Source organism: Verrucosispora sp. CNZ293 (genome assembly GCF_002754655.1).
This window is the reverse complement of the sequence record NZ_PEFR01000001.1, coordinates 3415918-3442892: the sequence shown is the minus strand read 5'-3', so window position 1 is coordinate 3442892 and position 26975 is coordinate 3415918. Positions and strand designations below refer to the sequence as shown.

At 72.1% G+C, this 26975-nt stretch carries 25 protein-coding genes; 16 read left to right on the top strand and 9 right to left on the bottom strand.

Annotation, left to right across the window (positions count from 1 at the left end; genetic code table 11):
* The first annotated feature begins 3 nt into the window (after window positions 1-3).
* On the top strand, window positions 4-1110 hold the full coding sequence (locus CLT74_RS15535) for a D-alanine--D-alanine ligase family protein (protein ID WP_099847186.1): 1107 nt from the start codon (window positions 4-6) through the stop codon (window positions 1108-1110).
* A gap of 42 nt (window positions 1111-1152) precedes the next feature.
* Here the strand turns inward: CLT74_RS15535 and CLT74_RS15530 are convergent, their stop codons facing one another.
* The gene (locus CLT74_RS15530) at window positions 1153-1770 is read right to left on the bottom strand and encodes a DUF3515 family protein (RefSeq protein WP_099847185.1); all 618 of its coding nucleotides are present in this window, start codon (window positions 1768-1770) and stop codon (window positions 1153-1155) included.
* Entirely contained in the window at window positions 1771-2004 is a 234-nt protein-coding gene (locus CLT74_RS15525; protein WP_013284547.1) for an Lrp/AsnC ligand binding domain-containing protein, read from the bottom strand.
* A 365-nt stretch (window positions 2005-2369) separates the two neighbouring features.
* On the opposite strand from CLT74_RS15525, the gene CLT74_RS15520 reads away from it, so the two are divergent.
* Together CLT74_RS15520 and CLT74_RS15515 are read left to right on the top strand one after the other, a co-directional pair.
* A complete protein-coding gene (locus CLT74_RS15520; protein WP_099847184.1) occupies window positions 2370-3308 on the top strand; it encodes a thiamine-phosphate kinase in 939 nt (312 codons plus the stop codon).
* A gap of 49 nt (window positions 3309-3357) precedes the next feature.
* Window positions 3358-3819, top strand: coding sequence for a GNAT family N-acetyltransferase (locus CLT74_RS15515; protein ID WP_099847183.1), 462 nt, complete (start codon window positions 3358-3360; stop codon window positions 3817-3819).
* 86 nt (window positions 3820-3905) lie between these two features.
* On the opposite strand, the gene rpmB is transcribed toward CLT74_RS15515, so the two are convergent.
* The gene (rpmB, locus tag CLT74_RS15510; protein WP_093401721.1) at window positions 3906-4097 is read right to left on the bottom strand and encodes a 50S ribosomal protein L28; all 192 of its coding nucleotides are present in this window, start codon (window positions 4095-4097) and stop codon (window positions 3906-3908) included.
* Window positions 4098-4329: 232 nt separating this feature from the next.
* Here rpmB and CLT74_RS15505 point away from each other — a divergent pair, with 232 nt between their 5' ends.
* Both CLT74_RS15505 and recG read left to right on the top strand, forming a co-directional pair.
* Window positions 4330-5931 (top strand): DAK2 domain-containing protein, encoded by a 1602-nt coding sequence (locus CLT74_RS15505; protein WP_099847182.1) that lies wholly within the window; start codon window positions 4330-4332, stop codon window positions 5929-5931.
* Window positions 5928-8132 (top strand): ATP-dependent DNA helicase RecG, encoded by a 2205-nt coding sequence (gene recG, locus CLT74_RS15500; RefSeq protein ID WP_099847181.1) that lies wholly within the window; start codon window positions 5928-5930, stop codon window positions 8130-8132. Before CLT74_RS15505 ends, recG begins: the two co-directional genes overlap by 4 nt.
* Window positions 8133-8293: 161 nt before the next feature.
* Here the strand turns inward: recG and CLT74_RS15495 are convergent, their stop codons facing one another.
* A complete protein-coding gene (locus CLT74_RS15495) occupies window positions 8294-9796 on the bottom strand; it encodes a cell wall anchor protein (protein WP_099852071.1) in 1503 nt (500 codons plus the stop codon).
* A 392-nt stretch (window positions 9797-10188) separates the two neighbouring features.
* Window positions 10189-11205, bottom strand: coding sequence for an LPXTG cell wall anchor domain-containing protein (locus tag CLT74_RS15490; RefSeq protein WP_099847180.1), 1017 nt, complete (start codon window positions 11203-11205; stop codon window positions 10189-10191).
* Window positions 11206-11452: 247 nt separating this feature from the next.
* On the opposite strand from CLT74_RS15490, the gene rsmD reads away from it, so the two are divergent.
* From rsmD to mutM, 8 genes are all read left to right on the top strand, one after another.
* A complete protein-coding gene (rsmD, locus tag CLT74_RS15485) occupies window positions 11453-12016 on the top strand; it encodes a 16S rRNA (guanine(966)-N(2))-methyltransferase RsmD (RefSeq protein WP_099847179.1) in 564 nt (187 codons plus the stop codon).
* A complete protein-coding gene (coaD, locus tag CLT74_RS15480; protein WP_099847178.1) occupies window positions 12013-12498 on the top strand; it encodes a pantetheine-phosphate adenylyltransferase in 486 nt (161 codons plus the stop codon). The genes rsmD and coaD overlap by 4 nt, the downstream gene beginning before the upstream one ends.
* A 230-nt stretch (window positions 12499-12728) precedes the next feature.
* Window positions 12729-13226: a hypothetical protein gene (locus CLT74_RS15475; RefSeq protein ID WP_099847177.1), complete on the top strand. Its 498-nt coding sequence runs from the start codon at window positions 12729-12731 to the stop codon at window positions 13224-13226.
* Window positions 13227-13396: 170 nt separating this feature from the next.
* Window positions 13397-13960: a YceD family protein gene (locus CLT74_RS15470; RefSeq protein WP_099847176.1), complete on the top strand. Its 564-nt coding sequence runs from the start codon at window positions 13397-13399 to the stop codon at window positions 13958-13960.
* 5 nt (window positions 13961-13965) lie between these two features.
* Complete coding sequence (rpmF, locus tag CLT74_RS15465) at window positions 13966-14139, top strand: 50S ribosomal protein L32 (RefSeq protein ID WP_091435485.1); 174 nt, start codon at window positions 13966-13968, stop codon at window positions 14137-14139.
* Between the two features lie 129 nt (window positions 14140-14268).
* Window positions 14269-15222 carry a phosphate acyltransferase PlsX gene (locus CLT74_RS15460; protein WP_486582734.1) on the top strand — a complete coding sequence of 318 codons (954 nt, stop codon included), beginning with the start codon at window positions 14269-14271 and terminating at the stop codon, window positions 15220-15222.
* The gene (gene rnc / locus CLT74_RS15455; RefSeq protein WP_099847174.1) at window positions 15219-16028 is read left to right on the top strand and encodes a ribonuclease III; all 810 of its coding nucleotides are present in this window, start codon (window positions 15219-15221) and stop codon (window positions 16026-16028) included. Before CLT74_RS15460 ends, rnc begins: the two co-directional genes overlap by 4 nt.
* Window positions 16021-16872, top strand: a complete 852-nt coding sequence (gene mutM, locus CLT74_RS15450; RefSeq protein ID WP_099847173.1) for a bifunctional DNA-formamidopyrimidine glycosylase/DNA-(apurinic or apyrimidinic site) lyase — start codon at window positions 16021-16023, stop codon at window positions 16870-16872. Before rnc ends, mutM begins: the two co-directional genes overlap by 8 nt.
* 108 nt (window positions 16873-16980) lie before the next feature.
* On the opposite strand, the gene CLT74_RS15445 is transcribed toward mutM, so the two are convergent.
* Window positions 16981-17823, bottom strand: coding sequence for an endo alpha-1,4 polygalactosaminidase (locus CLT74_RS15445; protein ID WP_099847172.1), 843 nt, complete (start codon window positions 17821-17823; stop codon window positions 16981-16983).
* Between the two features lie 108 nt (window positions 17824-17931).
* Window positions 17932-19245 carry a CAP domain-containing protein gene (locus CLT74_RS15440; protein WP_099852068.1) on the bottom strand — a complete coding sequence of 438 codons (1314 nt, stop codon included), beginning with the start codon at window positions 19243-19245 and terminating at the stop codon, window positions 17932-17934.
* Window positions 19246-19616: 371 nt separating this feature from the next.
* On the opposite strand from CLT74_RS15440, the gene CLT74_RS15435 reads away from it, so the two are divergent.
* The 3 genes from CLT74_RS15435 to CLT74_RS15425 all read left to right on the top strand — a co-directional run bounded on the left by CLT74_RS15435 (window position 19617) and on the right by CLT74_RS15425 (window position 24321).
* Window positions 19617-19811, top strand: coding sequence for a hypothetical protein (locus tag CLT74_RS15435; RefSeq protein WP_093401709.1), 195 nt, complete (start codon window positions 19617-19619; stop codon window positions 19809-19811).
* A gap of 275 nt (window positions 19812-20086) precedes the next feature.
* Window positions 20087-23701, top strand: coding sequence for a chromosome segregation protein SMC (smc, locus tag CLT74_RS15430; protein WP_099847171.1), 3615 nt, complete (start codon window positions 20087-20089; stop codon window positions 23699-23701).
* Window positions 23701-24321, top strand: a complete 621-nt coding sequence (locus tag CLT74_RS15425) for an HAD-IA family hydrolase (protein ID WP_099847170.1) — start codon at window positions 23701-23703, stop codon at window positions 24319-24321. Before smc ends, CLT74_RS15425 begins: the two co-directional genes overlap by 1 nt.
* A 125-nt stretch (window positions 24322-24446) precedes the next feature.
* Here CLT74_RS15425 and CLT74_RS15420 read toward each other — a convergent pair whose 3' ends face one another.
* Together CLT74_RS15420 and CLT74_RS15415 are read right to left on the bottom strand one after the other, a co-directional pair.
* On the bottom strand, window positions 24447-24968 hold the full coding sequence (locus tag CLT74_RS15420) for a DinB family protein (protein ID WP_099847169.1): 522 nt from the start codon (window positions 24966-24968) through the stop codon (window positions 24447-24449).
* 83 nt (window positions 24969-25051) lie between these two features.
* Window positions 25052-26812 carry an alkaline phosphatase D family protein gene (locus tag CLT74_RS15415; protein ID WP_099847168.1) on the bottom strand — a complete coding sequence of 587 codons (1761 nt, stop codon included), beginning with the start codon at window positions 26810-26812 and terminating at the stop codon, window positions 25052-25054.
* Window positions 26813-26975 lie beyond the last annotated feature (163 nt).

Here is a 26975-nt window from a genome sequence, read left to right as displayed (position 1 = left end):
ACAGTGACCACCCCAGGCAAGACCCGCGTGGCGATCGTCTTCGGCGGCCGCAGCCCGGAACACGGCATCTCGTGCGTCAGCGCCGGCAGTGTGCTCGGCGCGCTGGACCCGGACGAGTTCGAGGTGGTGCCGGTGGGCATCACCCGCGCCGGCCAGTGGGTGCTCACCAATGGCGACCCCGGCCAGTTGGCGATCAGCGCCCGCCGGCTGCCGGAGATCACCGCGGACTCCGGCACGGACATCGTGCTGCGGGCCGACCCCGCCGGCGGTGGGCTGCTCGTGCTCGACCCGACCGAGGGGCCCCGGGCGCTCGCCGACGTGGACGTGGTCTTCCCGGTGCTGCACGGTGCCTACGGTGAGGACGGCACCATCCAGGGCATGCTGGAGATGGCCGGCATCCCGTACGTCGGGGCGAAGGTGTTCGCCTCGGCCGCCGCGATGGACAAGGAGTTCACCAAGAAGCTCTGCGCCGCCGAGGGCATTCCGGTCGGCCCGTACGCGGTGCTGCGCAGCGGGACGACACTCAGTGAGGCGGACAAGCAGCGGCTGGGCCTGCCGGTCTTCGTCAAGCCCTCCCGGGCCGGTTCGTCCTTCGGTATCACCAAGATCAACGACTGGGCCGACCTCGACGCGGCCCTCGCCACCGCCCGCGAGATCGACAGCAAGGTGCTGGTCGAGGGCGCCATCGTCGGTCGGGAGATCGAGTGCGGCGTGCTGGAGGGTGAGGCCGGCGGCGCGCCGGAGGCGTCCGTGCTCGCCGAGGTCCGGGTGGTCGGCGACTACGACTTCTACGACTTCGAGGCCAAGTACATCGACGCCGAGTCCGCCTGCGAGTACGACATCCCGGCCGACCTGCCGGAGCGGGTCACCCGGCAGGTACGCGACTACGCCGTGCGCGCCTTCACCGCGCTTGACTGCGCCGGCCTGGCCCGCGTCGACTTCTTCGTCACGCCCGACCTCGACGTGTACCTCAATGAGATCAACACGATGCCCGGCTTCACGCCGACGTCGATGTTCCCCCGGATGTGGGCGGCGGCCGGTCTGGAGTACCCGAAGCTTGTCGACCGGCTGATCCGCACCGCGTTGACCCGGGGGCCCGGGCATTACTGAGCCGGTCGGGTCGTCGCCACGCGCTGCGGCTGCCCCGGTGCGTCAGGAGGTGCAGCCGGACGGCGCCGTGCCGGACGACCGGATCGACTCGACGATGGTGGCGGAGACCGGGGAGGCCCACTGCAACGCCTCGCCGTAGAAGTGCGGCACCCGCAGGGTGACGGCCGTCTCCCGGTCGACGGTGGTCAGCTCCGTCACATCGGGCCCCTCCACCGCGTACCAGCAGACCGAGTTCACCAGGTAGAGGTGGTCGTCGGGCTTCACCTCCGGTGCGTCAACACCGCAGGCGACGGTGAGTGCCGGGTCGCCGTACGCGGCGTTCTGCTCCGGCCCGGCGCTGACCTGTCGCTGCGGCAGCTCGCGGATCGAGTCGGGCAGCTGCGACAGCAGGGCGCGGCAGACGACGGCCGGCCGCTCTCCGAGCTGCGGGGCAGCCATCTCGACGGGCGCGGTGGAGACCGGACCGGGCGTGGTCGCCGACGGCTGCGGCGCGGCGGCCGGCTCCTCCGGCGCCAGGTTGCCCAGCGCGAGCGCACCCACAAGCAGCGCGACCGGCACCGCCACCGCCGTGGCGATCAGCGCCGCACTGCGGTTGGTACGGTCGGGCGCCTCGGCCGGACGGTCGGCCTGGGCGACCGGCGATCGGGTCTGCTCGTCCATTTACAGGCGCACCACCGAACACGTGAGGGTGCGGGTGATACCGGGCACCATCTGCACCTTGCTGACGATGAGTTTGCCGAGCTCGTCGACGGTGTTCGCCTCGGTGAGCACGACCACGTCGTACGGCCCGGTGACCGCGTCGACGCGGACCACGCCGGCGAGATCCGCGATGAGACCGGCCACGTCACGTGCCCGGCCGACCTCTGTCTGGATGAGGATGTACGCCTGTACCACGACTCGACCTCCCTCCGTCGCCGCCCGCCAGGCGGCCCGAAGGGAGAAAGTACCTTACGGACCAGGGCAGACCCCTATCGGTGGCCAAGGAGAAGCAGTGAGCGAGCGCAGCGAGCGAGCCATCAGGCTCAGGGCGGTGGTGCCTCACGGCGGCACGCAGCGCAGCGGAGTGCCGTCGTGAGCGGAGCGCAGCGAGCGAGCCATCAGGCTCAGGGCGGTGGTGCCTCACGGCGGCACGCAGCGCAGCGGAGTGCCGTCGTGAGCGGAGCGCAGCGAGCGAGCCATCAGGCTCAGGGCGGTGGTGCCTCACGGCGGCACGCAGCGCAGCGGAGTGCCGTCGTGAGCGAGCGCAGCGGAGTGTCGGCGTGAGTGTCGCGGGGGTCGGGGAGTTCGGGCTGATCGACCGGGTGACCGCCCGGCTGTCGTACGGCTCCACGGTGCTGCTGGGCCCCGGGGACGACGCCGCGGTGGTCGCCGCTCCGGACGCCCGGGTGGTCGCCACCACCGATGTGCTCGTCGAGGGACGGCACTTCCGGCGGGACTGGTCCGGAGCCCACGACATCGGCCGCCGGGCGGCGGCGGCGAACCTCGCCGACGTGGCGGCCATGGGAGCGGAGCCGACCGCCCTGCTGGTGGCGCTCTGCGTACCGACCGACGTCGACACCGGCTGGATGGAGGAACTCGCCGACGGGCTCGGCGCCGAGGCGGCAGGTGTCGGGGCCAGCGTGGTGGGTGGCGACATGTCGGCCAGCCCCACGCTCACCATCGCGGTAACCGCCCTCGGCGACCTGGGCGGTCGGTCACCTGTGACCCGGGCCGGTGCCCGACCCGGTGACCTGCTCGCCCTGGCCGGCCGGACCGGCTACGCCGCGGCCGGGTTCACCGTGCTCTCCCGTGGCTTCCGGACGCCCCGGCTGCTGGTCGAGGCGTACCGCCGGCCGGAGGTGCCCTACCCGGCTGGACCGCAGGCCGCCCGGCTCGGCGCCACCGCCATGATCGACGTCTCGGACGGGCTGCTCGCCGACCTCGGGCACGTGGCGAAGGCCAGCGGGGTGGCGGTGGACATCTCCCGGGACGCCTTCGAGGTGCCGCCGCAGATGCGCGACGCCGCGCAGGCGCTCGGCGTCGACCCGTACGCCTGGCTGCTGGCCGGTGGCGACGACCACGCGCTGGCGGCGACCTTCCCCCCGGCGACGGCCCTGCCACCGGGCTGGCGGGTGATCGGCCGGGTGGCCGAGGGGGCCGGTGTGACGGTGGACGGCCAGCCGTTCGACGGCCCGCCCGGGTGGGACCATTTCCGCTGACCACCGGCCACCCGGCGGGGCGCAGCCAGCGGGGTCGTACCCTGCACGGGTGCACGAGATCGAGATCCAGACGGTGCCGTTCGACTCTCCGGAGGCCCAGCGGTTGATCACCGCGACCCTGGCCGACCTGGGTACCCGGTACGGCGGCAGCGGCGACGAGACCCCTGTCGACGCGAGCGAGTTCGTACCGCCGGCCGGGGCGTTCCTGGTCGCCCGGATCGACGGGCGGCCGGTGGGCTGCGGCGGCTGGCGCAGCCACGGCGACGGGACCGCCGAGTTGAAGCGGATGTACACCGCGCCGGAGGCCCGGGGACGGGGCGTGGCCCGCACGGTGCTGGCGGCCATCGAACGCTCGGCCCGGGAGAACGGCCGCCGCCGGATCATCCTGGAGTGTGGCGACCGGCAGCCCGAGGCGATCGCGTTGTACAAGGCGGCCGGCTACGAGCGGATCCCCAACTTCGGCTTCTACGCCGACGAGCCCGGCTGCCTGTCCTTCGGCCGTACCCTCTGATCAGCCGGCCTGCTGCGGACACGACGACACCGGCGGGCCCGATGGGCCCGCCGGTGATGACTGTCGTGATGTCCGGTGCTGCCGCGTCAGGCGCGGGCGACCTTGCCCGCCTTGATGCAGGACGTGCAGACCTTCAGCTTCTTGGTCGTGCCGCCACCGGCCGGGGTACGCACCGACTGGATGTTCGGGTTCCAGCGGCGGTTGGTCCGCCGGTGCGAGTGGGACACGTTGTGGCCGAAGCCCGGCCCCTTGCCACAGACGTCACACACGCTAGCCACGGGATACTCCTGGGATTGAAACGTTCATGAAGTCGCCGCCAGGCGCAGCCCGGGCAACCTGGCCAGGGTACCCGATGGGGGAACCACCTGCCGAACCGGGCTCGACAGCCGCCACGGCCTTCCGCCAGGCCGACGCGACGGCGGGCCGAGGGTACGCGCGCGGGAAAACCCGGACGAAGCGGGACCCGCCCGGTGCCGGGCGAGTGTCAGCGTACGCCAGTAGGCTGCCACCGTGCTGGACACCCTCGACGCCGCCGCCGTGCGCCGCTGGTGTGCCAGCGGCCTGGCCGCGCTCAAGCGGCACCAGGGTGAGATCGACGAGCTCAACGTCTACCCGGTGCCCGACGGGGACACCGGCACCAACCTGGTGCTCACCCTCACCTCCGCGCAGCAGGCGCTCGCGATGGACCTCGACACCCACGCCGACGGTGTCTCGACCGCGCACGGCCACGCGCTGCGCCTGATGGCCCGGGGAGCCCTGCTCGGGGCGCGGGGCAACTCCGGGGTGATCCTGTCGCAGATCCTGCGCGGCCTCGCCGACGCGTTGGCCGCCACCCCGCAGGTGCGGGGCCGGGAGCTGGCCATGGCCCTGCGCGAGGCGACCGACGCGGCGTACACCGCCGTCGCCCGCCCGGTGGAGGGCACTGTGCTCTCGGTGGTCTCGGCCGCTGCCGGCGCGGCCGAGCAGGCCGGCAGCGACGAACTGCGGGTGGTGGCCAGGGCGGCGGCGAACGCCGCGACCGGTGCGCTGGCCCGCACGCCCGAGCAGTTGCCGGCGCTGGCCCGGGCGGGGGTGGTCGACGCCGGTGGCCGGGGCCTGTGCCTGCTGCTCGACGCTCTGGTCGAGGTGGTCACGGGGGAGAGCCCCGAGCGGCCGGCGCCCGGCGTCCCTGCGGTGCGACAGCCGGTCACCGTCGCCCGGGAGACCGGCTCGCCGGAGTACGCCTACGAGGTGCAGTTCCTGCTCGACGCCGAGCCCACGGCGGTGGAACGGATGCGGCAGGCGTTGGCCACCATCGGCGACTCACTGGTGGTCGTCGGCGACGCCGGCACCTGGCAGGTCCACGTGCACGTCAACGACGTCGGCGCGGCGATCGAGGCGGGTGTGACCGCCGGCCGCCCGTACCAGATCGCGGTGACCCGCTTCGCCGACCAGCCGGAGCCGGCACCCGCCCGGTCGTCCGGCGGACGCGCCGCCGTGGTGGTGGCCAGCGGTGCCGGGATCGCCGAGCTGCTCGCCGCCGAGGGGGCGGTGGTGGTGCCCGGCAACCCGTCGGTCGGGGAACTGCTGGACGCGGTACGCGCCACCGGCGCGGCTCGCGTGGTGGTGCTGCCCAACGACCCGGACGCGCAGGCGGTGGCGAACCAGGTCGCCGAGGAGGCGCACCGGTTGGGGGTGGAGGTGGCCGTGGTACCGACCCGTTCACCGGTGCAGGCGCTGGCCGCGCTGGCCGTGCGCGATCCGCGACGCCGCTTCGCCGACGACGTGATCGCGATGGCCGAGGCGGCCGGCGCCTGCCGGTACGCCGAGGTGTGCCGGGCCGGCCGGGAGGCGCTCACGGTCGCCGGTCCGTGCCGCGCCGGCGATGTGCTCGCCCTGGTCGAGGGGGAGGTGAACCTGATCGGCGTCGATCTGGTGGACACCTGCGTCGCGCTTGTTGATCGGATGCTCGGCGGTGGCGGCGAACTGGTCACCCTGCTCGTCGGCGCTGACGCGCCCGACGGGCTGGTCGACGCGGTGCGTGCCCACATCACGGCGCGCTGGCCCTTCGTCGAGGTCCAGGTTTACCCGGGTGGGCAACCGCACCATCCCCTGCTTGTCGGTGTCGAGTGACCGCCGAACCGTCCGACCTGGACACCCCGCTGAAGAAGCTGGTCGGAGAGAAGACCGCCAAGGCGCTTGCCGGCCATCTCGACCTGCACACCGCGGGCGATCTCATCTACCACTTCCCCCGCCGCTACGACGAGCGCGGCGAGCACACCGACATCCGCGCGCTTGACGTCGGCGAGCAGGTCACCGTGCTGGCCCAGGTGCAGCGCACCGCCGTACGCCCGATGCGTCAGCGGCGGGGAAACCTGCTGGAGGTGACAGTCGGCGACGGCTCCGGGGGCGGCCTCACCCTCACCTTCTTCGGCAACCAGGCGTGGCGCGAGCGGGAGCTGCGGCCCGGCCGGTGGGGGCTGTTCGCCGGTAAGGTCACCGAGTTCCGGGGCCGGCGGCAGCTCAACGGGCCGGAGTACGTCCTGCTCGGTGAGCAGACCGACACCGAGGCGGCGGCCAGCGAGCAGATCGAGGAGTTCGCGGGGGCGCTCATCCCGGTCTACCCGGCCGCCGCGGCGGTGCCCACCTGGGTGATCGCCCGCTGCGTACGGGTGGTGCTGGACACCGTCGCGCCGCCGGAGGACCCGTTGCCGGCCACCGTGCGGGCCAGCCGGAACCTGGTCGGCCTGGGCACGGCCCTGCGGGAGATCCACCGTCCGTCCAGCCGGGAGGAGCTGTACCGGGCCCGGCGGCGGCTGAAGTGGGACGAGGCGTTCGCCGTGCAGGTGACGCTGGTCCGCCGCAAGCGCGACGCCGCCGCGTCACCCGCGCGTCCCCGGCCGGGGCGTGCGGGCGGCCTGCTCGACGCGTTCGACGCCCGGCTGCCGTACGAGCTGACCGCCGGGCAACGCGACGTCGGCGTGGAGATCGCCGCCGACCTCGCCACAGGTCACCCGATGCACCGGCTGTTGCAGGGCGAGGTCGGCTCCGGCAAGACCGTGGTGGCGCTGCGGGCGATGCTCCAGGTGGTCGACGCGGGCGGGCAGGCCGCGCTGCTGGCCCCGACCGAGGTGCTCGCCGCCCAGCACCACCGGGGCATGCTCGACCTGCTCGGTCCGCTCGCCCAGGCTGGTGAGCTGGGTGCCGCCGAGCACGCCACCCGGGTGGAACTGGTCACCGGCTCGCTCGGCGCGGCGGCTCGACGTCGGGCGTTGGCCGAGGTCGCCAGCGGTGCGGCCGGCATCGTGCTGGGCACCCACGCTCTGCTCTACGAGGGTGTCGACTTCGCCGACCTGGGCCTGGTCGTGGTCGACGAACAGCACCGGTTCGGGGTCGAGCAGCGGGACGCGTTACGGGCCAAGGCGGAGCAGCCGCCGCACGTGCTGGTGATGACCGCCACCCCGATCCCGCGCACCGTCGCCATGACCGTCTACGGCGACCTGGAGATCTCCACCCTGTCCCAGTTGCCGCGCGGGCGTTCGCCGATCGCCTCGCACGTGGTGCCCGCCGCCGAGAAGCCGGCCTTCCTGGATCGTGCCTGGCGCCGGTTGCGCGAGGAGGTTGCCGCCGGCCACCAGGCGTACGTGGTCTGTCCCCGGATCGGGGATGACACGTCCGGGACCGACGAGGAGCCACCGGCGGTCGACGACAATGGCCGCCGGCCGCCGCTGGCGGTGACCGAGGTGGCCCCGCTGCTGGCCGACGGGCCGCTGCACGGTCTGCGGATCGGGGTCCTGCACGGTCGGCTGCCGGCCGACGAGAAGGACACGGTGATGCGGTCCTTCGCCGCCGGTCAGCTCGACGTGCTGGTGGCCACCACCGTGGTCGAGGTGGGGGTGGACGTGCCCAACGCGACGATGATGGTGGTGCTGGACGCCGACCGTTTCGGCGTCTCGCAGCTGCACCAGTTGCGGGGTCGGGTGGGCCGGGGCAGCGCGCCCGGGCTCTGCCTGCTGGTGACCGAGGCGGCCGAGGGCACCGGGGCGCGGGAGCGGCTGGACGCCGTGGCCTCCACCACCGACGGCTTCAAGCTCGCCGAGCTGGACCTGGAACAGCGGCGCGAGGGTGACGTGCTGGGTGCCACCCAGTCCGGCCGCCGTTCGCACCTACGGCTGCTGTCGTTGCTGCGCGACGCGGACCTGATCCGGGACGCGCGGGCGGAGGCGATCGCGTTGGTCGAGGAGGATCCGGACCTGGCCCGGCATCCGGCGCTCGCCGCCTCGGTCGCCGCGCTCGTCGACGCCGATCGCGCCGAGTACCTCGAAAAGGGCTGACCGTCCGCTGGTGGCCGACGCCACGGCCGTGAGCCGGTCGGCCGCGTCCGGCAGCCGCGACAGGTCGGTCTGTCGGCAGAACTGTGATGAAACGTGAACCGCCCCGGTGCCCATGTGGGCGACCGGGGCGGTTCAGATCAATTCAGTTCGGCCGGCTCGGCTCAGGCGGTGAAGTGGATCCGCCGCCGCCGGGCCATCACGAACAGCACGGCACCCAGCGCCAGCAGGGCGATCGCGCCAGCGGCGATGCCACCAGCCGCGGCACCGGTCACCGGCAGGCCCGGGGGCTCCTCGCCGCCGCCACCGCCGCCGCAGCCCTCGGGGGCGTAGACGACCTCAAGCTCCAGGCCCAGCTCCGGCAGGACGACAAGCGCCGCCTCCTCGTCACCGGCCGGGAAGGTGACCTTCTCCGACGATCCCGGGGCGACGGTACGGGTCTCGGTCTTGTCGCCGTAGGTGAACTCCACCTTGACCGGCATGCCACCCTCCGGGTTCGACGCGGTCAGCCCGAAGGTCTCGCAGTCCGCGTCGGCGGTCACCGTCGGCAGCGGGCAGTCCTCGGGACGCTCCCAGGAGTACGTGCCGTTCTCGATGACCTTGCCGTCGACCAGCACCTCGATCTTGCCGGCGTTCTCGGCGGGCACGACGGTCTCGTTGTCGGCCTTGCCCGGCTCGACCGTGACGGTCTTGGACCAGCCGTTCTCGCCGCGGACCTCGAACTCGACCGGGTACTTCGAGATCGAACCGTCGTTGCTCAGCGAGACGGTGACGGTGCCGTCGCAGGAGGAGGCGAAGGTGGACGCCGGGGTGGTGCAGTTCTTGTCACCGCCGTTGTACCAGCCCTGCGGACCCGACGAACGGTTGCCGGGCGCGCCCTTCTCGCCCAGCTTCTTGGAGCCGTAGCGCGGGCCGTTCTCGACGAGCGGGTCGATGATCTCGTCGACACCGCCCCAGATCAGGTCGACCTGGGTGTGGCAGTCCGGGACACCGACGCTCAGCTCGATCTCGTTCTGGCCACCGCCGAGGAAGTCGCTGTCCGGCTCGCCGTAGACGTACTGCGGGGTGGCGAACTCCGGCCGCGGCGCGAAGTACGACACCAGGGTGAAGTACTGCTTCTCGTCGCCGCAGAGCGGCAGGTCACCGTCCAGCTTGACCGTCGCCGTGCCCTTCGGGCCGTCGAAGGTGTGGCTGTACTTCGCCTCGCTGGCGTCAATGCACTTCGGCGCCGGGTTGCAGGCGGCGTCGGCGGCGAGGTTGATGGTGCCCTCGTTGGTCCGCTCCCGCCTGTTGTCCCAGCGGCCCTCGACGATGAGCTTGGCGCTCGTGGTCGCGCCCGGCACCCGCTGGACAGCCTGGACGGAGCCACCCCGGGGGATCGCCACACCCTGAAGGTCGACGGCCTCGGCACCCGGCACGAGCACCTGGACGGGGGTCGAGGGCTCGGCGGTCACCTTCTTGACGGTGGCGGCGGTACGACGCTCGCTGTTGGCCACCGTCCAGGTGATCACCCGCTCACCACTGAGCTGGTCGCAGACGGCGGTGGCGGTGATGGTGGTGTGGTGGGCAGCGGCCGGGGTTGCCACCGCCGCTGCTCCGGTCATGCCGATGAGGGCGGCTGCCAGGACAGCCAGCGGTCGCCGAAGCGACAGCTTGGGTCGGATCACGCGTACTCCCGGGGTGAAGAAGAGCGTCAGGGTCGGCACGGGCGGGACGGACGGCGCTGGCGGCACATGCCGCGCCTGAGAGGGTGCCTCCCGTGCCGATGACCGGCGGCGATGACGCCGGCACCGGGCAGACCCTAGCGAGATCGTGAGAAAGGAAACAGCCCTCAGGCAGGCTTAATCATGATGTTATGAATGCGAGATCATTGATATACGGGGGGTGAGCGCCCGGCGGCTTTCAGCGCCGGTGTCCGCTTTGGTCGTGGCCGGACTGGTGTGCTGACGGGGAGCCGGCCCAGGCGGTGGGACCAGTGGTGCGACGGGCGGGTGAACGCCCGAGGGCGCGTCGACCTGGTGGTCGGCGCGCCCTCGGTTCAGGTTCGGGTCAGCAGGGATCAGGCGGTGAAGCGCAGCCGGCGGCGGCGGGTCACCACGAACAGGGCCGCGCCAGCGGCCAGCAGCACACCGGCACCGGCGATGATGCCGCCGGTGGCGGCACCGGTGACCGGCAGACCGCCGCCACCGCCACCGTTACCGCAGTCCTCGGGCTGCTCCCAGGCCACCGGCTCGCCCTCGACGGTCTCGTCCTCGACCGTGAAGGTCGGGGTGACGACCAGGCCCGGGTACGCGTCGAAGGTGACCGAGGTGGTCTCGCCCGGGACCGCCTCAAGCGTCTGGGTCGTGCCCTTCTCGGAGGTCAGGGTGATCGAGAACGGGATCCCGTCGGCCGGGTTGTTGATCAGGAAGGTCAGCTCGTCACAGGTCTCGGTGAGCTCGAAGGTCGGCTCACCGGGCTCCGGCACCACCGGCTCGTCGGTCGGCGTCGGGGTCGGGGTCGGCTCGGTGGGCTCATCGGTCGGCGTCGGGGTCGGCGTCGGCTCGGTGGGCTCGTCCGTCGGCGTCGGCGTCGGGGTCGGCTCGGTGGGCTCGTCCGTCGGCGTCGGCGTCGGGGTCGGCTCGGTGGGCTCGTCCGTCGGGGTGGGGGTCGGCGTCGGCTCGGGCTCCGCGCACTTGCCGATGTACCGTGCCTTGCCGGTCTGGGTGTTGGTGACGGTGTGCCGGTCCTTCTTCCAGACCGCCTTCACGGTCAGGTGGGCGGCCTTGCCGCGCGGCACGATCTGCTCGCCGACAAGCGAGCCCTCGCCCGCCTTCGGCAGCACTGCGCCGACGACGATGTTGGTGACCGGGGTGCGGGACGGCGTGTAGACCGCGTCCACCTCGGCGACCCAACGGGACTCGCTGTTCGAGACGGTCCACTCGACCTTCACGTCGCCGTTGGCGAGCTTGCAGCCGACGCCTTTGATGATGGGGTGGTGAGCGCTGGCCGGGGCGGCGACGACGGCGACGCCAGCGAGGCCGATCAGCGCACCGGCGGCGGCAGCCGCGACGCGCCGGAAGTTCGGACGGTTCACGTTTACTCCTGAGTGGGGAACCGGAAGCTTCGTCGGCTGCGGACAGGCCGACCCGCCCCGACACCCGGCAGACCTTAGCGATCAGCCCCGCAGCGCCATAGCCTTCAGCTAAACCTAAGAATGATGTTGTGAACTCGTGATCTTCCATGTACGGAAGGTTTTCGCCCGGGTGCGGAGCGATCACTTGCGGGGTGCCGGTCGTCGGATGGATGTCGCGTAGCGTCGGAGTCATGAGCAGGAGTGAGCGATGACCCGCATCGTCGCCGGCAGCCTCGGTGGCCGGCGGATCACCGCCCCGGCCGGTGCCGGCACCCGGCCCACCTCCGATCGGGTCCGGGAGGCGTTGTTCAGCGCGGTCGAGGCGGAGATCGATCTCGACGGTGCCCGCTTCGCCGATCTCTACGCGGGCTCCGGTGCCGTCGGCCTGGAGGCGCTGTCGCGGGGTGCCGCGCACGCGTTGCTCGTCGAGTCGGATCCACGTGCCGCCCGGGTGATCCGGGAGAATCTGGCGGTGCTTCGGGTCGGCGCCTCGGCCCGACTGGTCACTGGCAAGGTCGCCACCGTCCTGGCCGCCGGGGTCGAGGGTGACCCCTACGACGTCGTCTTCGCCGACCCGCCGTACGCGCTGCCGGACGACGGCATCCACGCGATGCTCGCCGCTCTGGTGGACGGTGGCTGGCTGGCCGCCGAGGCGTTGGTGGTGGTGGAGCGGTCCAGCCGCAGCGGACCTGTCGAGTGGGTGGAAGGGGTCACTGGCCAGCGCAGTCGCCGATACGGCGAGACCACCCTTTGGTACGGTCGCCGATCATGAGACGTGCGGTATGTCCCGGCTCGTTCGACCCGGTCACCAACGGTCACCTCGACATCGTCGGCCGGGCCAGCCGGCTGTTCGACGAGGTGATCGTCGGCGTACTTGTCAACCAGTCGAAGAGCGGCCTGTTCACCGTCGAGGAGCGCATCGACATGCTCCGCGAGGTGACCTCTTCCTACGGCAACGTACGGGTGGAGTCCTTCCGGGGACTGCTTGTGGACTTCTGCCGGGCGCAGCGGGCGACGGTACTCATCAAGGGTCTGCGGGCGGTCAGCGACTTCGACTACGAGTTGCAGATGGCCCAGATGAACATCGGCCTCGCCGGGGTCGAGACGCTCTTCATGCCGACCAACCCGCTCTACTCCTTCCTCTCGTCCAGTCTGGTCAAGGACGTGGCCAAGTGGGGCGGCGACGTCACCCCCCACGTACCCGACGTGGTCCGCGACGCCCTCAAAGCCCGCCTCACCCTCCCGCGCCCCTGACTCCCCGCGCTGCTTCCACCTCGCGATCTTGCAGTTCCGGTGGCCGTTCTGTCGCTTTCGATGTGGTTTGCGGGGACGGGAAGTGCAAGATCGCGAGGCGGGGTGGGGCGACACGCCCGGGGAGGGGTCGGTACGGGGTTGGTGGTGGACGACATCATTGGGTGAAGCGGGAAACCGGCCGAAGCCCGCATGATGTAGGTCGGCCGACGAATGACAGGAGTGAGGTACCGGTGGACCCGCTCGACCGCATCGACGAACTGATCACCATCGTGGAGCAGGCGCGCTCCGTGCCGATGTCGCGCAACAACTGCATGGTCGACCGGGGTGAGATGATCGCGGCCCTCGACGAACTGCGCGCCGAGCTCCCCGCCGACCTGCGCCGCGCCGCCGCCCTCCTGGAGGAGCGGGACAAGATCATGGATGCTGGCAAGCGGGAGGCCGACCGCATCATCAGCGAGGGTGAGGCGGAACACGCCCGCCTGGTCTCGGTGAACGAGATCACCGTCTCCGCCGAGCACGAGGGCGCCCGGATCATCGCCGAGGCGCGGGCCGAGGCGCAACGACTGCGCGAGGAGGTCGACGACTACGTCGACACCGCACTTGCCAACTTCGAGCAGTTCCTCACCCGGGCGCTGGCCTCGATCGAGCGCGGCCGGGACAAGATGCACGCGCTGCGGGAGATCGGCACGTTCGCCGGCGACGAGGCGGAGCGACCGCTGCCCTTCTGAACTCTGGATCACCGTCGAACGGACCGTCCGCCGCCGGCCGGACCGTCCGCCAACCGCCGGGATCATCAGCCGCTTGCGGCATCGGGACGGCTGGTCACCCCCCAATTCGACGTTGGGCCGTCCGTCCAGGTAACCTCGTTTGTCGGCCTCTCACCGGCCGGAGTCTGACTATGCCCAAGAACTCACCCACTTCACTCAACCCCAGGTCGCCGCTGGTCCTCGACACGAGGGAGCTGCCGCGCCGACCTGGTGTTCTGCGTACCGTCGAACGGGTGGTCCCGGCACCGTCGGACCTCGGCGTGGAGTTGATCGGCGTGCCGGAGGGCGCGGACCTCGACCTCGATCTGCGGATGGAGTCGGTGTCCGAGGGCGTGCTCGTCTCGGGGACCGTGAGCGGTCCGATCCGGGGTGAGTGCGGTCGCTGCCTGCGCGAGATCAACGACTCGGTGACGGTGACGATCCAGGAGCTGTACGCGTACGAGAACAGCACCACGGACGTCACCACCGAGGAGGATGAGGTCGGTCGAATGCAGGGCGACCTGATCGACCTGGAACCGGCGTTGCGGGACGCGGTGGTGCTCGCGCTGCCGAACAACCCGCTCTGCCGCCAGGACTGCCCAGGTCTGTGCCCCGAATGCGGGGTGCACCGGGACGATCTGCCGGCCGATCACAGCCACCAGCAGATCGACCCGCGTTGGGCGGGCCTGTCGCAACTGACCCGTACAGAGGAGTAAGAACCGTGGCCGTCCCCAAGCGCAAGATGTCGCGCAGCAACACCCGGTCCCGCCGGGCGAACTGGAAGGCCGCGGCGGTCGCGACCGTCGCCTGCCCGCAGTGCAAGTCCGCGAAGCTGCCGCACGCCGCCTGCTCGGTCTGCGGCACCTACAACGGCCGCCAGGTCCTTGAGGTCTGACCCGGACGGCGCGTGACGTCTCCGACCACAGGTCGGGTGACGCACACCCCCCGGCGATCGCCCGTAACTCCGGCCGACGCCGGCCGGCCCAGGCCGGTCGGCGTCGGGACGGAGTCGGGCGTCGCACGGATCGCCGTTGACCTCCTCGGCGGGGACGAGGCTCCCGCCGTCGTGGTGGACGGCGCTCTGCGGGCGGTGTGCGACGACCCGGACCTGCACCTGCTCCTCGTCGGGCCGACCAGGGCCGCCGGCGCGTTGATCGACGCCCTCGACCCGGCGCAACGGGACCGGATCACGGTCCGCCCGACGCACTCCGTCGTCGACATGGCCGACGACCCCAGCGCGGCACGCGCGGAGACCACCGTCCAGGCGGCGGTGGCCGCTGTCCGTGCCGGGTACGCCGACGCGCTGGTCTCCGCCGGCGCCACCGGCGCGACAGTCACCGCCGCCGCTCTCGGCCTCGGACGCTGGCCCGAGGTACGGCGTCCGGCCCTCGCCGCCGCGCTGCCCGCCGTCTCCGGCACAGTCGTCCTGCTCGACGTCGGTGGCTCGCTGGAACCGAACCCGACGACGCTCGCCCGCCACGCCGCGCTCGGTGCCGCCTACGCCGCGGTCGCCCACGGCGTCGCCGCGCCCCGGGTGGGGCTGCTCTCCGTGGGCACCGAACCCGGCAAGGGCGATCGGGCCCGCCGGCTCACCGATCCCATGCTCAGCGCGGCGGCGTTGCCCGGCGACGCCCACTACGTCGGGCTCGTCGAGGGGTACGACGTCTGTCTCGGCACGCGCGCCGATGTGGTGGTCACCGACGGGTTCACCGGTAACGTGCTGCTCAAAGCCGTCGAAGGCGCGTACGCCATGGCCGGCGGAACCCCGCCCGGTGGTGGGGCGCCCAGGGCGGCCGCGCTGCTCGGAGTGGCCGGCACCGTCGTCGTCTGCCACGGCGCCGCCCGCGCCGACGATATCGCCTCCGGCATCGCCCTGGCCGCGCACCTCTGGCGGCGCGACGCCACCGAGCGGGTCGCCGCGCTGCTCGCCGGGGACCGCACCGATCGCACGACCGACACCGAGGTACGCACATCATGAGCAACGACAAGCGCCGTCGGCCCGCAATCGGCCACCTGGAGGCCGCCTTCGGCGTCTCACTGGATCCGGAGCTGCTGGAACGCGCGCTCACCCACCGTTCGTACGCGTATGAGAACGGTGGTCTGCCCACCAACGAGCGGCTGGAGTTCCTCGGCGACTCGGTGCTGGGTGTGGTGATCACGACCGCGCTCTTCCAGAACCATCCCGACCTGCCGGAGGGCCAGCTGGCGAAGCTGCGGGCCAGCGTGGTCAACATGCGCGCGCTCGCCGACGTGGCACGCGGTCTGGGCCCCGACGGGCTCGGCCAGTACCTGCTGCTCGGCAAGGGCGAGGAGACCACCGGCGGTCGGGACAAGGCCAGCATCCTCGCCGACACCCTGGAAGCGCTGCTCGGCGCGATCTACCTCCAGTACGGGCTGGACACCGCCGCCATCGTCATCCACCGGCTGTTCGACCCGCTGATGGCCGAGTCCGCCGGCCGGGGCGCCGCGCTGGACTGGAAGACAAGTCTTCAGGAGCTGACCGCCGCGCTCGGCCTCGGCGTTCCGGAGTACCGGATCGAGGGGACCGGGCCGGACCACCTGAAGACCTTCACCGCGTGGGTGGTGGTCGCCGGCAACCGGTACGGCGGCGCCGACGGGCGGAGCAAGAAGGAGGCGGAGCAGCGGGCCGCGGAGTCGGCGTGGCGGACCCTCACCGAGCAGGCTGAGACGACCGACGGCTCGGCCGACGAGCAGGTGACAGTGGCGGTCGACGACGAGCGGAACCTGGTGGGCGAGGTCGAAGCCCAGGCGCACCATGCCTGAGCTACCGGAGGTGGAGACCGTCCGGCAGGGGCTGTCCCGCTGGGTCACCGGCCGCCGGATCCTGACGGTGGAGGTGCGCCACCCCCGTGCGGTTCGTCGGCACGTGCCCGGCGGGGTTCACTTCGCCGACGTACTGGCCGGCCGGAAGGTGCTCGACGTCCGGCGGCGCGGAAAGTATCTCTGGTTGCCACTGGACAGCGGCGACGCCGTCGTCGGGCATCTCGGCATGTCCGGGCAACTGCTGCTGCAACCGGCGGACGCGCCCGACGAGACGCACCTGCGGGTCCGGTTCCGCTTCGACGACGACGGGCCTGAGCTGCGCTTCGTCGATCAGCGTACGTTCGGCGGGCTGTCGGTCAGCGAGGGCGGCGGCATGCTGCCGGCGGAGATCGCCCACATCGCCCGCGACCCGCTGGACCCGGAGTTCTCCGACGTGGAGTTCGTGGCCGCGCTGCGCCGACGGCGTACCGAGGTGAAGCGGGCGCTGCTCGACCAGAGTCTGATCTCCGGCGTGGGCAACATCTACGCCGACGAGGCGCTGTGGCGGTCGGGGCTGCACGGCACCCGGTCCACCGACGCGCTCACCGGCCCGGCCGCCCGGCGGCTGCTCGCGCACGTGCGGGACGTCCTCAGCGAGGCGATCACCGCCGGTGGCACCAGCTTCGACGCCCTCTACGTCAACGTCAACGGCGAGAGCGGCTACTTCGACAGGTCGCTCAACGCGTACGGCCGGGAGGGGCAGCCCTGCCCCCGCTGCGGTGCCCCGATCCGCCGCGAGCCCTTCATGAACCGCTCGTCCTACAGCTGCCCCCGCTGCCAACCCCGCCCCCGCCCCCGCCCCTGACCCCGCCCCTTTCCTCGGCGATCTTGCAGTTTTCGTCCCCACGAAGGCCACAAAAGGGGCGTTTCGGCGACCAGAAGTGCAAGATCGCGGCGGAGGGTGCGGGCGGGGTCAGGGGGCGGGGCAGGGGAGGCGCCAGGCGTCGAGGGTGCGGTGCTTGCGGATGGAGGCGAAGCCGTAGCCGACGCTTGTCACGCAGAAGTCGGTGGTGGCACCCGTGTACTCGACGTGGAACACCGGTTTGCCGGCGTCGGCGAACGGCAGCAGCTTCTCGCACTGGCGCAACCGGACGCACTCCTCGTTGACGGCGAAGTCGAAGTCCGGCGCCAGCGCGGCGACCTGCGGCAGGTCGCCCAGCAGACCGGGGGAGAGGTCGAGCGAGCGGGCCAGCGCGGCGACCCGACGGTTGAACTGCAACTGGTGGTCGAACTCCAGCGCGAAGCCGGAGCGCTTGTCGTAGCCGTCGGCGTCGGCGAACACCACAGCGCCGAAACCCTTCCCACGGCAGAGCCGGAACCGGTCGGCGAGCACCGGCCGCAGGGCGTCCCACCGGCGTACGTCCAACCAGATCCGTCCCGTCCGGGCCACCGTCGCACCGCGTACCGGTGCCGGATAGCGGCTGGCGTCCGGATCGGTCGGGTGCACCGACCCGATGTGTACCTGGCAGACCAGCCGGCGGCTGCGGGAGCGCAACTCCGCGGTCTCCGCAGCGGTGGTGTCGACCGGGTCGAGGACGAACACGTCCGCCTCGACGTGCGGATCGAGCACCCCCGCCACCTGCCACTGCCACTGCCAGTGTCGGGCCGAGGTGGTCGGCCAACTGGTCGGCGCTCCCGGCGGCGGCAGCTCCGGCCGGCAGGCGGCCACCGTGAGCAGCAGCGTGCACGTCAGACCGGCGGGCAGTGCCCGGTGGTGCAGCCACCGGGCGCGTCGTCCGCCCAGGCCGATCCGCATCGCCAGCTCCGCAGGTCGCGGGGCGGCGTCGGGCCGCCCGAGCCGGTACGCCGGGTCTCGGCGTACCCCACCCGGTCAAACGAGCACAGACCCGACAAGGACTCGCGCTCAGCGTGGTGCGGCGAAGACCTGCGTCCAGTACGGGCCGTTGCTGTTGGCCATGCCGACGCCGATCTCGGTGAAGGCGCAGTTGAGGATGTTGGCGCGGTGGCCGTCGCTGTTCATCCAGGCGTCCATGACGGCCGCCGGCGTCCGCTGGTTCCAGGCGACGTTCTCGCCGTAGGTGCGCCAGGAGTAGTTGACCCGGTCGATCCGGTCGCCGGGATCGCTACCGTCGCTGCCGGTGTGCGACATGTTCCGGTGGTCGGCCTGGTCCTGGCTGTGCCGCTGGGCCGCCGTCATCAGCTTGTCGTCGATGCTCAACGCGCCGCAGCCGGCCTTCGCCCGCTCGGCGTTCACCAGCGCCACCACCTCGGCCGCCTCGGCGGAGACGTCGTCCCCGGAGGACGACGGGCTGGCGGAGGCGGCCCGGCTCGGGCTGCCCTGGCGGTCGGCGCTGAGCCGGGAAGGAGCCGTGCTACGCGACGGCGCGGGCTTGGACCGGGTGGTCCGGCTCGGTGACGGCGACGCGGTGGCGGTGCTGGGGGAGACGCTGGGGCTGGGGCTCGGGCTCTCCGGCAGGTCGAGCGGTAGCGCCTGGTCCTCCTCCGGCAGGGCCGGCGCGCTGGCCACCGGCGCCTCGCCGGCCGTGGTGTTGGCGGGGGTGTCGTCGCCGGGCAGGGCGAGGGCGGCGACGCCGATGCTCACCACGAGGGTGGCCGCCGCGGCAGCGCCACCCATCACCAGGGGGCGCGGCAGCCGCCGGGACCGACGTTCCCGACCTGTCGGTTGGAGCGCCGGCTCGGCGACTCCGGCCAGGTCCCGGTGCCCGGTCTGCGGCGGCAGATGGTGGGAACGCACGACCGGTTCGGCGTACGCGTCGGTCTGGCCGGCGTAGCCAAAGGGCTGATCGACGTACCGGTCGGACCGATCATCGTAGGCGTACGGGTCGTCCTGCGGTGCGGTGTGGTGCGTGGGCCAGTCGGCGGCATGGACGGCGGTGAGGTCGTCGTCGCGGTGGTGCCGCCCGGTCCCGTGCTGGAACGAGGCGGAGGTGTCGTGCCAGTCCTGTCCGGCCCGCGGGTACGGCTGCTCCGCCGGCTGGTACGTCTCCGCCGCCGGCTGGGGATACGCGGCGTCGGACCGCCACTGCTCGGTCGGCTGGTCGCGGTACCACCCCGTGGGCGGGACCTCCGGGTCGTCGCCGAACAGGTAGGACGACCGTGGCGCCGGCCGGTCGGTCAACCAGGCCGGATCGTCGGTCGGCGGTTCCGGTCGCCGCGGGGTGTGCTCCGGGTCGATCGGATCATTCCAGCCGTGCACGCCTGTCGCCTCCACGGGTCAGTTAAGGGCCGGGGTGACGCTACGTGTTGTGTCTGAGCAGCAGCAATCTGGCTAAGGAAGAGTTAAGAGGAGCCTGTACGTCCGGGTGAGGTGTTCGGCTGTTTCAAAGCGTAGAGTCGGGGCGTCCGGACAGAGCGTGTTCGCGCCTCGTGGCAGCCTCCCGTGACGGGTGTGGCAGACGCCGAGATGATCTACGGCCTGCGTGAACTTGACGAAGCAGGGGCTGTCGGCTCAATATGGTGGTGTCGCCAGTCGCGCCCGGCCATGCCCAGAAATTGTGGGAATGGTAGTCGCGTTTACATGGGCGCGCGTTGGCCGGCCTCTCCGGCAGCGCACATCAAGGAGTAAAAATGGCGAAGGCCCTCTACGGCCACGTAGGTGCGGCGCCCGACCGGCGCCTGCTCGACGAGGTCACCCGACTGCGTGCCAGGGTTCAGTCACTGGAGTTCGAGGTCACGCGGCTGCGCGCCGAGAACGATCGGCTCGCGGCGGCTGCGGCGGAGGCGGACGATCTGCTCCGTCTGGCCGAGCCCGCGCTGACCTGACCCACCTGGTCGCCGCACAAGCGACTGCACCATTCGGTCGCCACAACTGAACAGCACCACCGCACTGAGCGCGCCGACACGATGTGCCGGCGCGCAGCTCTGTGCGTAGCCGATCGCATCGGCCGTTCGGTGCGGGGGCGTGGTCCGGTCGGTGTCCGACGGCCGGCAGGTGGGTCGCGTCGCGTGCTCCACCCGGTCCCGGGTTAGTCTGCGGGTTTACCAGGGTCCGCGCAGCCGGGCGACGGTACGGCGGCCACCGGACGAGGATCGAGAAGGTGCATCTCAAGAGTCTGACGGTGAGGGGCTTCAAGTCCTTCGCCTCCGCGACGACGCTCAAGCTGGAGCCGGGGATCACCTGTGTGGTGGGCCCGAACGGCTCCGGCAAGTCAAACGTCGTCGACGCCATCGCCTGGGTGCTCGGCGAGCAGGGCGCGAAGGCGCTGCGCGGCGGCAAGATGGAGGACGTCATCTTCGCCGGCACCGCCGGTCGGGCCCCGCTGGGCCGCGCCGAGGTGACCCTCACCATCGACAACACCGACGGTGCCCTGCCGATCGAGTACACCGAGGTCTCCATCACCCGCCGGATGTTTCGCTCCGGCGAGAGCGAGTACGAGATCAACGGCGACTCCTGCCGTCTGCTCGACATCCAGGAGCTGCTCTCCGACTCCGGCATCGGCCGGGAGATGCACATCATCGTCGGGCAGGGCCGACTCGACGGGATGCTGCACGCCAAGCCGGAGGACCGGCGGGCGTTCATCGAGGAGGCGGCCGGCGTCCTCAAGCACCGCAAGCGCAAGGAAAAGGCGCTGCGCAAGCTCGACGCGATGCAGACAAACCTGAACCGGCTCACCGACCTCACCGCCGAGCTGCGCCGACAGCTCAAGCCGCTCGGCCGGCAGGCCGAGGTGGCCCGGCGGGCCGCCGTGATCCAGGCCAACCTGCGCGACGCCCGGCTGCGGCTGCTCGCCGACGACCTGGCCACCCTGCGGACCACGCTGGACAAGGAGATCGCGGACGAGACCGCGGTCCGGCAGCGCCGCGAGCAGGTCGAGGCCGAGCACGCCGAGGTGCAGTTCCGCCTCGGCGAGTTGGAGGAGGCGCTGGCCTCCGACGCACCGCTGCTGGCCGCCGCCCAGGACACCTGGTACAAACTCTCCGCGTTGCAGGAACGGTTCCGCTCGATCGAGCAGCTCGCGGTCGAGCGACTCCGGCACCTCAGTGCCACCCCGGACGACGAGCGCCCGGGCCGCGACCCGGAGCAACTGGAGGCGGAGGCCGAGCGGGTACGCGAGCAGGAGGAGGAACTGCGCGCGGCGCTCACCGACGACCAGGTCCGGCTCGCCGAGGCGGTCGAGCACCGTCAGGAACTGGAGCGGCAGCTCGCCGCCGCCGAGCGGGAACTGGTCGCCGCCGCGAAGGCGATCGCCGACCGGCGTGAGGGGTTGGCCCGGCTGACCGGTCAGGTGAACTCGGCCCGGGCGCGGACCACGAGCGCCGGTGAGGAGATCGAGCGGCTCGCCACCGCGCACACCGACGCGTTGGCACGCGCCGAGCGGGCCCAGGCCGAGCTGGACGCGGTCGCCGAACAGTCCACCGAGGCGGACCGGGACAACGCCGACCTGGACGCCCGGCACGCCGAGGCGGTGACCGCCCAGGAACAGGCGCAGGCCACTGTCCGGTCGCTGTCGGACGCGGAACGGGCGGCGGAGAAGGACGCCGCGACCTGGAAGGCCCGGGAGGAGGCGCTCGCCCTCGGCCTGCGCCGTAAGGACGGTGCCGGGGCCCTGCTGGCCCGTGCCGATCAGGTGCCCGGTCTGTTGGGCGGTCTCGCCGGCCTGCTCACGGTGGCCCCGGGCCACGAGGCGGCGCTCGCCGCCGCGCTCGGTGGGCTGGCCGACGCGGTCGCGGTGACCGGCGTGGACGAGGCCGTGGAAGCGATGCGCCTGCTCAAGATCTCGGACGCCGGGCGGGCCGGGTTGCTCGTCGGCAGCCCCGCCGGGCCGGGCATGGCCGGCTCGGCCGAGGCGCTGCGCCCGAAGCTGCCCGACGGTGCCCACTGGGCACCCGACCTGGTCGACTGCGACGCCCAGATCCGGCCTGCGGTGCACCGGGCGCTGCGGGACGTGGTGCTGGTGGAGGACCTGTCCGCCGCCGCCGAGGTGGTCACCGACAATCCCGAACTGCGGGCGGTCACCCGGGAGGGTGACGTGGTCGGCGCGTACGCGGCGGCCGGCGGATCGGCCAAGGCACCCAGCTACATCGAGGTGCAGGCGGCGGTCGAGGAGGCCCGGGCAAACCGGCTGACGGCCGAGCGAACCAGCGCCGAACTGCGCGAACAGTTGGTCGAGGCGCGCGCCGAGGTGGCCACCGCCAAGGAGGCGGTGCAGCACGCGTCAGCGGCCAAGCGGGAGGCGGAGAGCCACCGCAACGCCGCGGCGCGGCGGTTGGCCGAGCTGGGTGCCGCAGCTCGGTCGGCGAAGGCGGAGACCGACCGGCTCGGCGAGTCCCGGTCGCGTGCCGAGGCGGCCCGGGAACGGGACCTGACGAGCCTCGCCGAACTTGAGGAACGGCTGCGGTTGGCCGAGGCCACGCCGATCGACGCGGAACCCTCCACCGAGGAACGCGACCAGCTCGCCGCCATGGTGCCGCAGGCGCGGCAGAACGAGATGGAGGTCCGGCTCGCGGTGCGTACCGCCGAGGAGCGGGTCGCCTCGATCGCCGGACGGGCCGACTCGCTGCGCCGGCAGGCCGGTGCCGAGCGGGCGGCCCGGGAACGGGCGGCGGCCCGGCGCGCGGCGCGGACCCGGGGCGCCGCCATCGCCCGCGCCGTGGCCGGTGGCGCGCGGGCGGCGTTGACTCAGCTCACCAGCAGCATCGCCCGGGCTGAGGAGCACCGCGACGCGGTGGCGCGGGAACGGGCCACCCGCGAGGCGGAGCTGCAGGAGGTGCGGGCCGCCGCGAAGCGGTTCGGTGTGGAACTGGAACGGCTGACCAGCCAGGTGCACCGGGACGAGGTCGCCCGCGCCGAGCAGCGGCTGCGCATCGAGCAACTGGAGGCCAAGGCCGCCGAGGACTTCGGTCTGACGGTCGAGACCCTGATCGCCGAGTACGGCCCGAGCCAACCGGTGCCGCCCACCGAGGCCGAGGTGGCCGCCGCCGAGCGGGACGGCCTGGCGGTGCCCGAACCGGTCCGCTACGAGCGCCCGGTGCAGGAGAAGCGGGCCGCCAAGGCCGAACGGGAACTGGCCCTGCTCGGCAAGGTCAACCCACTCGCGCTTGAGGAGTTCGCGGCGCTCGAGGAGCGGTACAAGTTCCTCTCCGAGCAGTTGGAGGATCTCAAGGCGACCCGGCGTGACCTGCTCACCGTGGTCAAGGATGTCGACGACCGGATCCTGGAGGTCTTCGCCAGCGCCTTCGCCGACACCGCCCGCGAGTTCGAACAGGTCTTCACCGTGCTGTTCCCCGGTGGGGAGGGCCGGTTGATCCTCACCGACCCGGAGGACATGCTGACCACCGGCGTCGAGGTGGAGGCCCGTCCGCCGGGCAAGAAGATCAAGCGGCTGTCGTTGCTCTCCGGCGGCGAGCGGTCGTTGACCGCTGTGGCGATGCTGGTGGCGATCTTCCGCGCCCGGCCCAGCCCGTTCTACATCATGGACGAGGTGGAGGCGGCCCTCGACGACGTGAACCTGGGCCGGCTGATCACCCTGCTGGCCCAACTGCGCGAGAAGAGCCAGCTGATCGTCATCACCCACCAGAAGCGGACGATGGAGATCGCCGACGCGCTCTACGGTGTGACCATGCGCGGCGGGGTCACCCAGGTGATCAGTCAACGGCTCAACAGGTCCGACGGGGAAGACGAGCGGCAGAGCCGCGGCGAGGAGAACGGGTAGTGGCTCGGGAACGCGCGACGGCGCTCCTGCTGGATTTCGACGGTGTGCTGCGACGCTGGGATCCGGCGGTCGCCGCCGGCGTCGAGCGGGAGTACGGCCTCTCCGCAGGTGTGCTCGGCGAGATCGCCATGCAGTGGGGGCGGTTGCAGCCGGTGCTCACCGGCCAGGTCAGTCACGCCGACTGGATGACGAGCGTGGCCGATGCGCTCACCCCGTCCGTCGGGGACGCCGAGCGGGCCCGGGCGGCGGTGGCGCAGTGGCAACGCTATCGCGGTGAGGTCGATCCGGAGGTGCTGACGTTCGTCCGTGAGGCGAGGGCCGCCGGCATCCGGGTCGGGCTGGGCACCAACGCCACCGACCTGCTCGACGCCGACCTGGCCGCGTTGGGGCTCACCGACGAGTTGGACGTGGTGGTCAACTCCTCGGCCATCGGGGTGCACAAGCCGGCGCCCGAGTACTTCCAGGCCGCCTGCGCGGCGCTGGAGACGCCGCCGGCCCGGGTGCTCCTCGTCGACGACGAGGACCGGGCGATAAGCGGCGCCCGGGCGGCCGGGCTGTCGGCGTACCGCTGGAACGGTTCGGCTGATCTTCGCTACCTGCGCGCCGCGCTGGCCGGCTGAAGCGCCGCCGGCCCGGCTCACGGCTCGCGCACCGGTCTCCGCGCCCGGGTCGCGGTACGTCGCGGTGTCCCGCTGGCGGTTGACCGCGACGTGCCGTAACCGGTGTCGACCAGCCGCGCTTTCGGTCACTCGCCGACGACGCCGTCGATGCGTTCCCGGATCAGGTCGGCGTGCCCGTTGTGCCGGGCGTACTCCTCGATCATGTGGATGTAGACCCAGCGCAGGTTGAACGTCCGTCGCTTCGGTCCCACCTCGGTGAACGTCTCGTCGAGCGACCGACCGACGACGGCGGCGCGGGCCAGCGCCACCTGTCGGTGGTAGGTGGCGAAGTCCGCCTCGGCGTCGGCGGTGCTGACGTCGTGGTCGGCGTCCGGATCGTCTTCCGTGTAGTACGGGTAGTCGACAGGCTCGCCGGCGAAGTTCTCCCGGAACCACCAGGCCTCCACCTCCGCCAGGTGCCGGACCAGACCGAGCAGGGTGAGGCCGGACGGCTCCACGCTGGCGGTGCGTAGCTGCTCAGCGGTGAGGCCCGCGCATTTGAGCAGCAGGGTCTGCCGGTGATAGTCCAGCCAGCCCTCCAGCATGGTGCGCTCGTCACCGACGTAGGGCTCGGGGGTCCGGTCGATCTGTGGTGCTGTCCATGTCATCCGGCGATTCTGGCCCCGACCACCGACAGCCGGCGACAGGTTTGTCCGGCCCGGGCCGAGGAATCTTCACCCGGCGGTGCGGATCACCGCGGCGGCACCGCCGGGACCGTCGCCCGGCTCCCGCTGCTACGCGTCGAGGTGCCGTCGGTGAGCCGGTGCCGGGCGACCTCGTGCAGCTGACCGTCACCTGTGGTGCCCTCGATGACCACCTCGGCACCACGGCCGGCGTGGGTGAGCGTCGCCACCGCGTTGCCGAAGTAGGGACCGGCCAGCTTGCGCCACTTCACCAGAGGCCGACGGACCCCGGCCGTACGGGCCAGGGCCCGGGCCGCCCCGGACGGGCCGCGCGCCCAACCGAGCCGCATCAACGGGCGCATGCCGGCCGGCACCTGGTTGTGGATCGGCGAGCAGGTGAGCTGGTGCACCGGGGTGTGCACAGCGGGGTCGGCGAACCGCACCCGCGCCACGTACGAGTGGTGCACGTCGCCGGAGAGCACGCTTATCGACGCCGGTGGCGGATACGCCGGCCCGGCACCCTTCCGGTCGTCGGGCGTACCGGGCGCACCGGCACCGATGCGGGCGAACAGCTCGGCCAGCGCGTCGAACGAGCGGCGGAACGCGGCCCAGTGCTCCAGGTCCAGCGCGCGGCGCAGCCGTTCGCCCAGCCCGGCCACCCACGGACGGGGTGAGTCGGCCAGCTTCTCGTTCCACGTCTCGACGTGGTGGATGCCGGGCGGCAGCAGCCAGGGCAGCGAGGAGCCGACCACCAGGTGGTCGTAGCCGCCGTGGGCGCGGTCGACGAACCACGACCACTCTCCCGGCGGCAGTATCGCCCGCCGGCCCGGGAGCAGCACCCGGCTGCACCTGTTGTCCAGCATCACCAGCCGGGTGCGCCCCAGGTCGAGCGAGTAGCTCCACTGGTACTGCACCGCCCGCCAGCGCTCGGTGTCGTGGGCCAGGTCGGCCTCGGTGTCCACCCGCGCTCCGAACTCCCGCAACACCCCGGTGGCGTCCTCCGCCGCGCTCACCTTGGCGAAGACCGGATCGGCCGCGATCTCGTCCGGGGAGAGGTTGCCCAGGTGCTGGTAGACCCAGTAGGAGGCCAGCCCGCTGGCGATCCGCTCGGCCCACCACGGCTGTTCGCGCATCTCGGCCCGCCAGGAGGCGGAGGTGTTCCAGTCGTCGATGATCTCGTGGTCGTCGAAGATCATCACGCTCGGCACGGTGGCGAGGAGCCAGCGGATCTCCGGGTCACTCCACGACTCCAGATAGAGCTTCGTGTACTCGTCGAAGCTGACCACCTGGTCGCTCGGGGCGCCCGCCGGACGCCTCCGCCGACGGCGCAGCAGCCGCTTCACCGTGGGCGAGGTCTCGTCGGCGTAGACCTGGTCACCGAGCAGCACCACCAGGTCGGGCAGGGCCGCCGGGTCGGGGTCGGCCATCACCCGCCGGGCGTACGCGTCGAGCGCGTCCGGCGGCAGCTTCCGGGTGGTCGCGTGCTGGGTGGTCTCCCGACAGGAGCCGAAGAGCAGGCGGACCGGCTGGTCCCGGTCGTCGTCGGCCCTGGTGCGGATGACACTTGGTGGGAAGCGACTCTCCGGCAGCGGCCAGACCACCTCGTCGTCGACAAGCACCTCGTACGCCGTGGTGCTGTCCGGGGTCAGCCCCTCGACCACCACCAGCGCGTAATGGTGGTCGTACGCGCTGAAGGTGGGTGCGGTTCCGGTGGCGCCGTCGCCCGCGCGGACGGTGACCACCGCCGGCGCCGTGGTCTCGACCCACACGGTGGCCCGAGTGCCGACGACCCGGCGCAACAAGGGGCCGATGAGCAGCTCGGCGGGCATAACGGACCTCCAGACGAAAGAACTTCATCCTTTACTACCCGGCCGGCGGCGCACCACTGCCAACTGTGGCCGAGACTACCGACGCTTCCTGGACCGTTGCCGGGAGCGGACCGACGTCGGGAACGGCCGAGCCCGGCGGGAGCGGTGGCTGAGACGCGGTCGC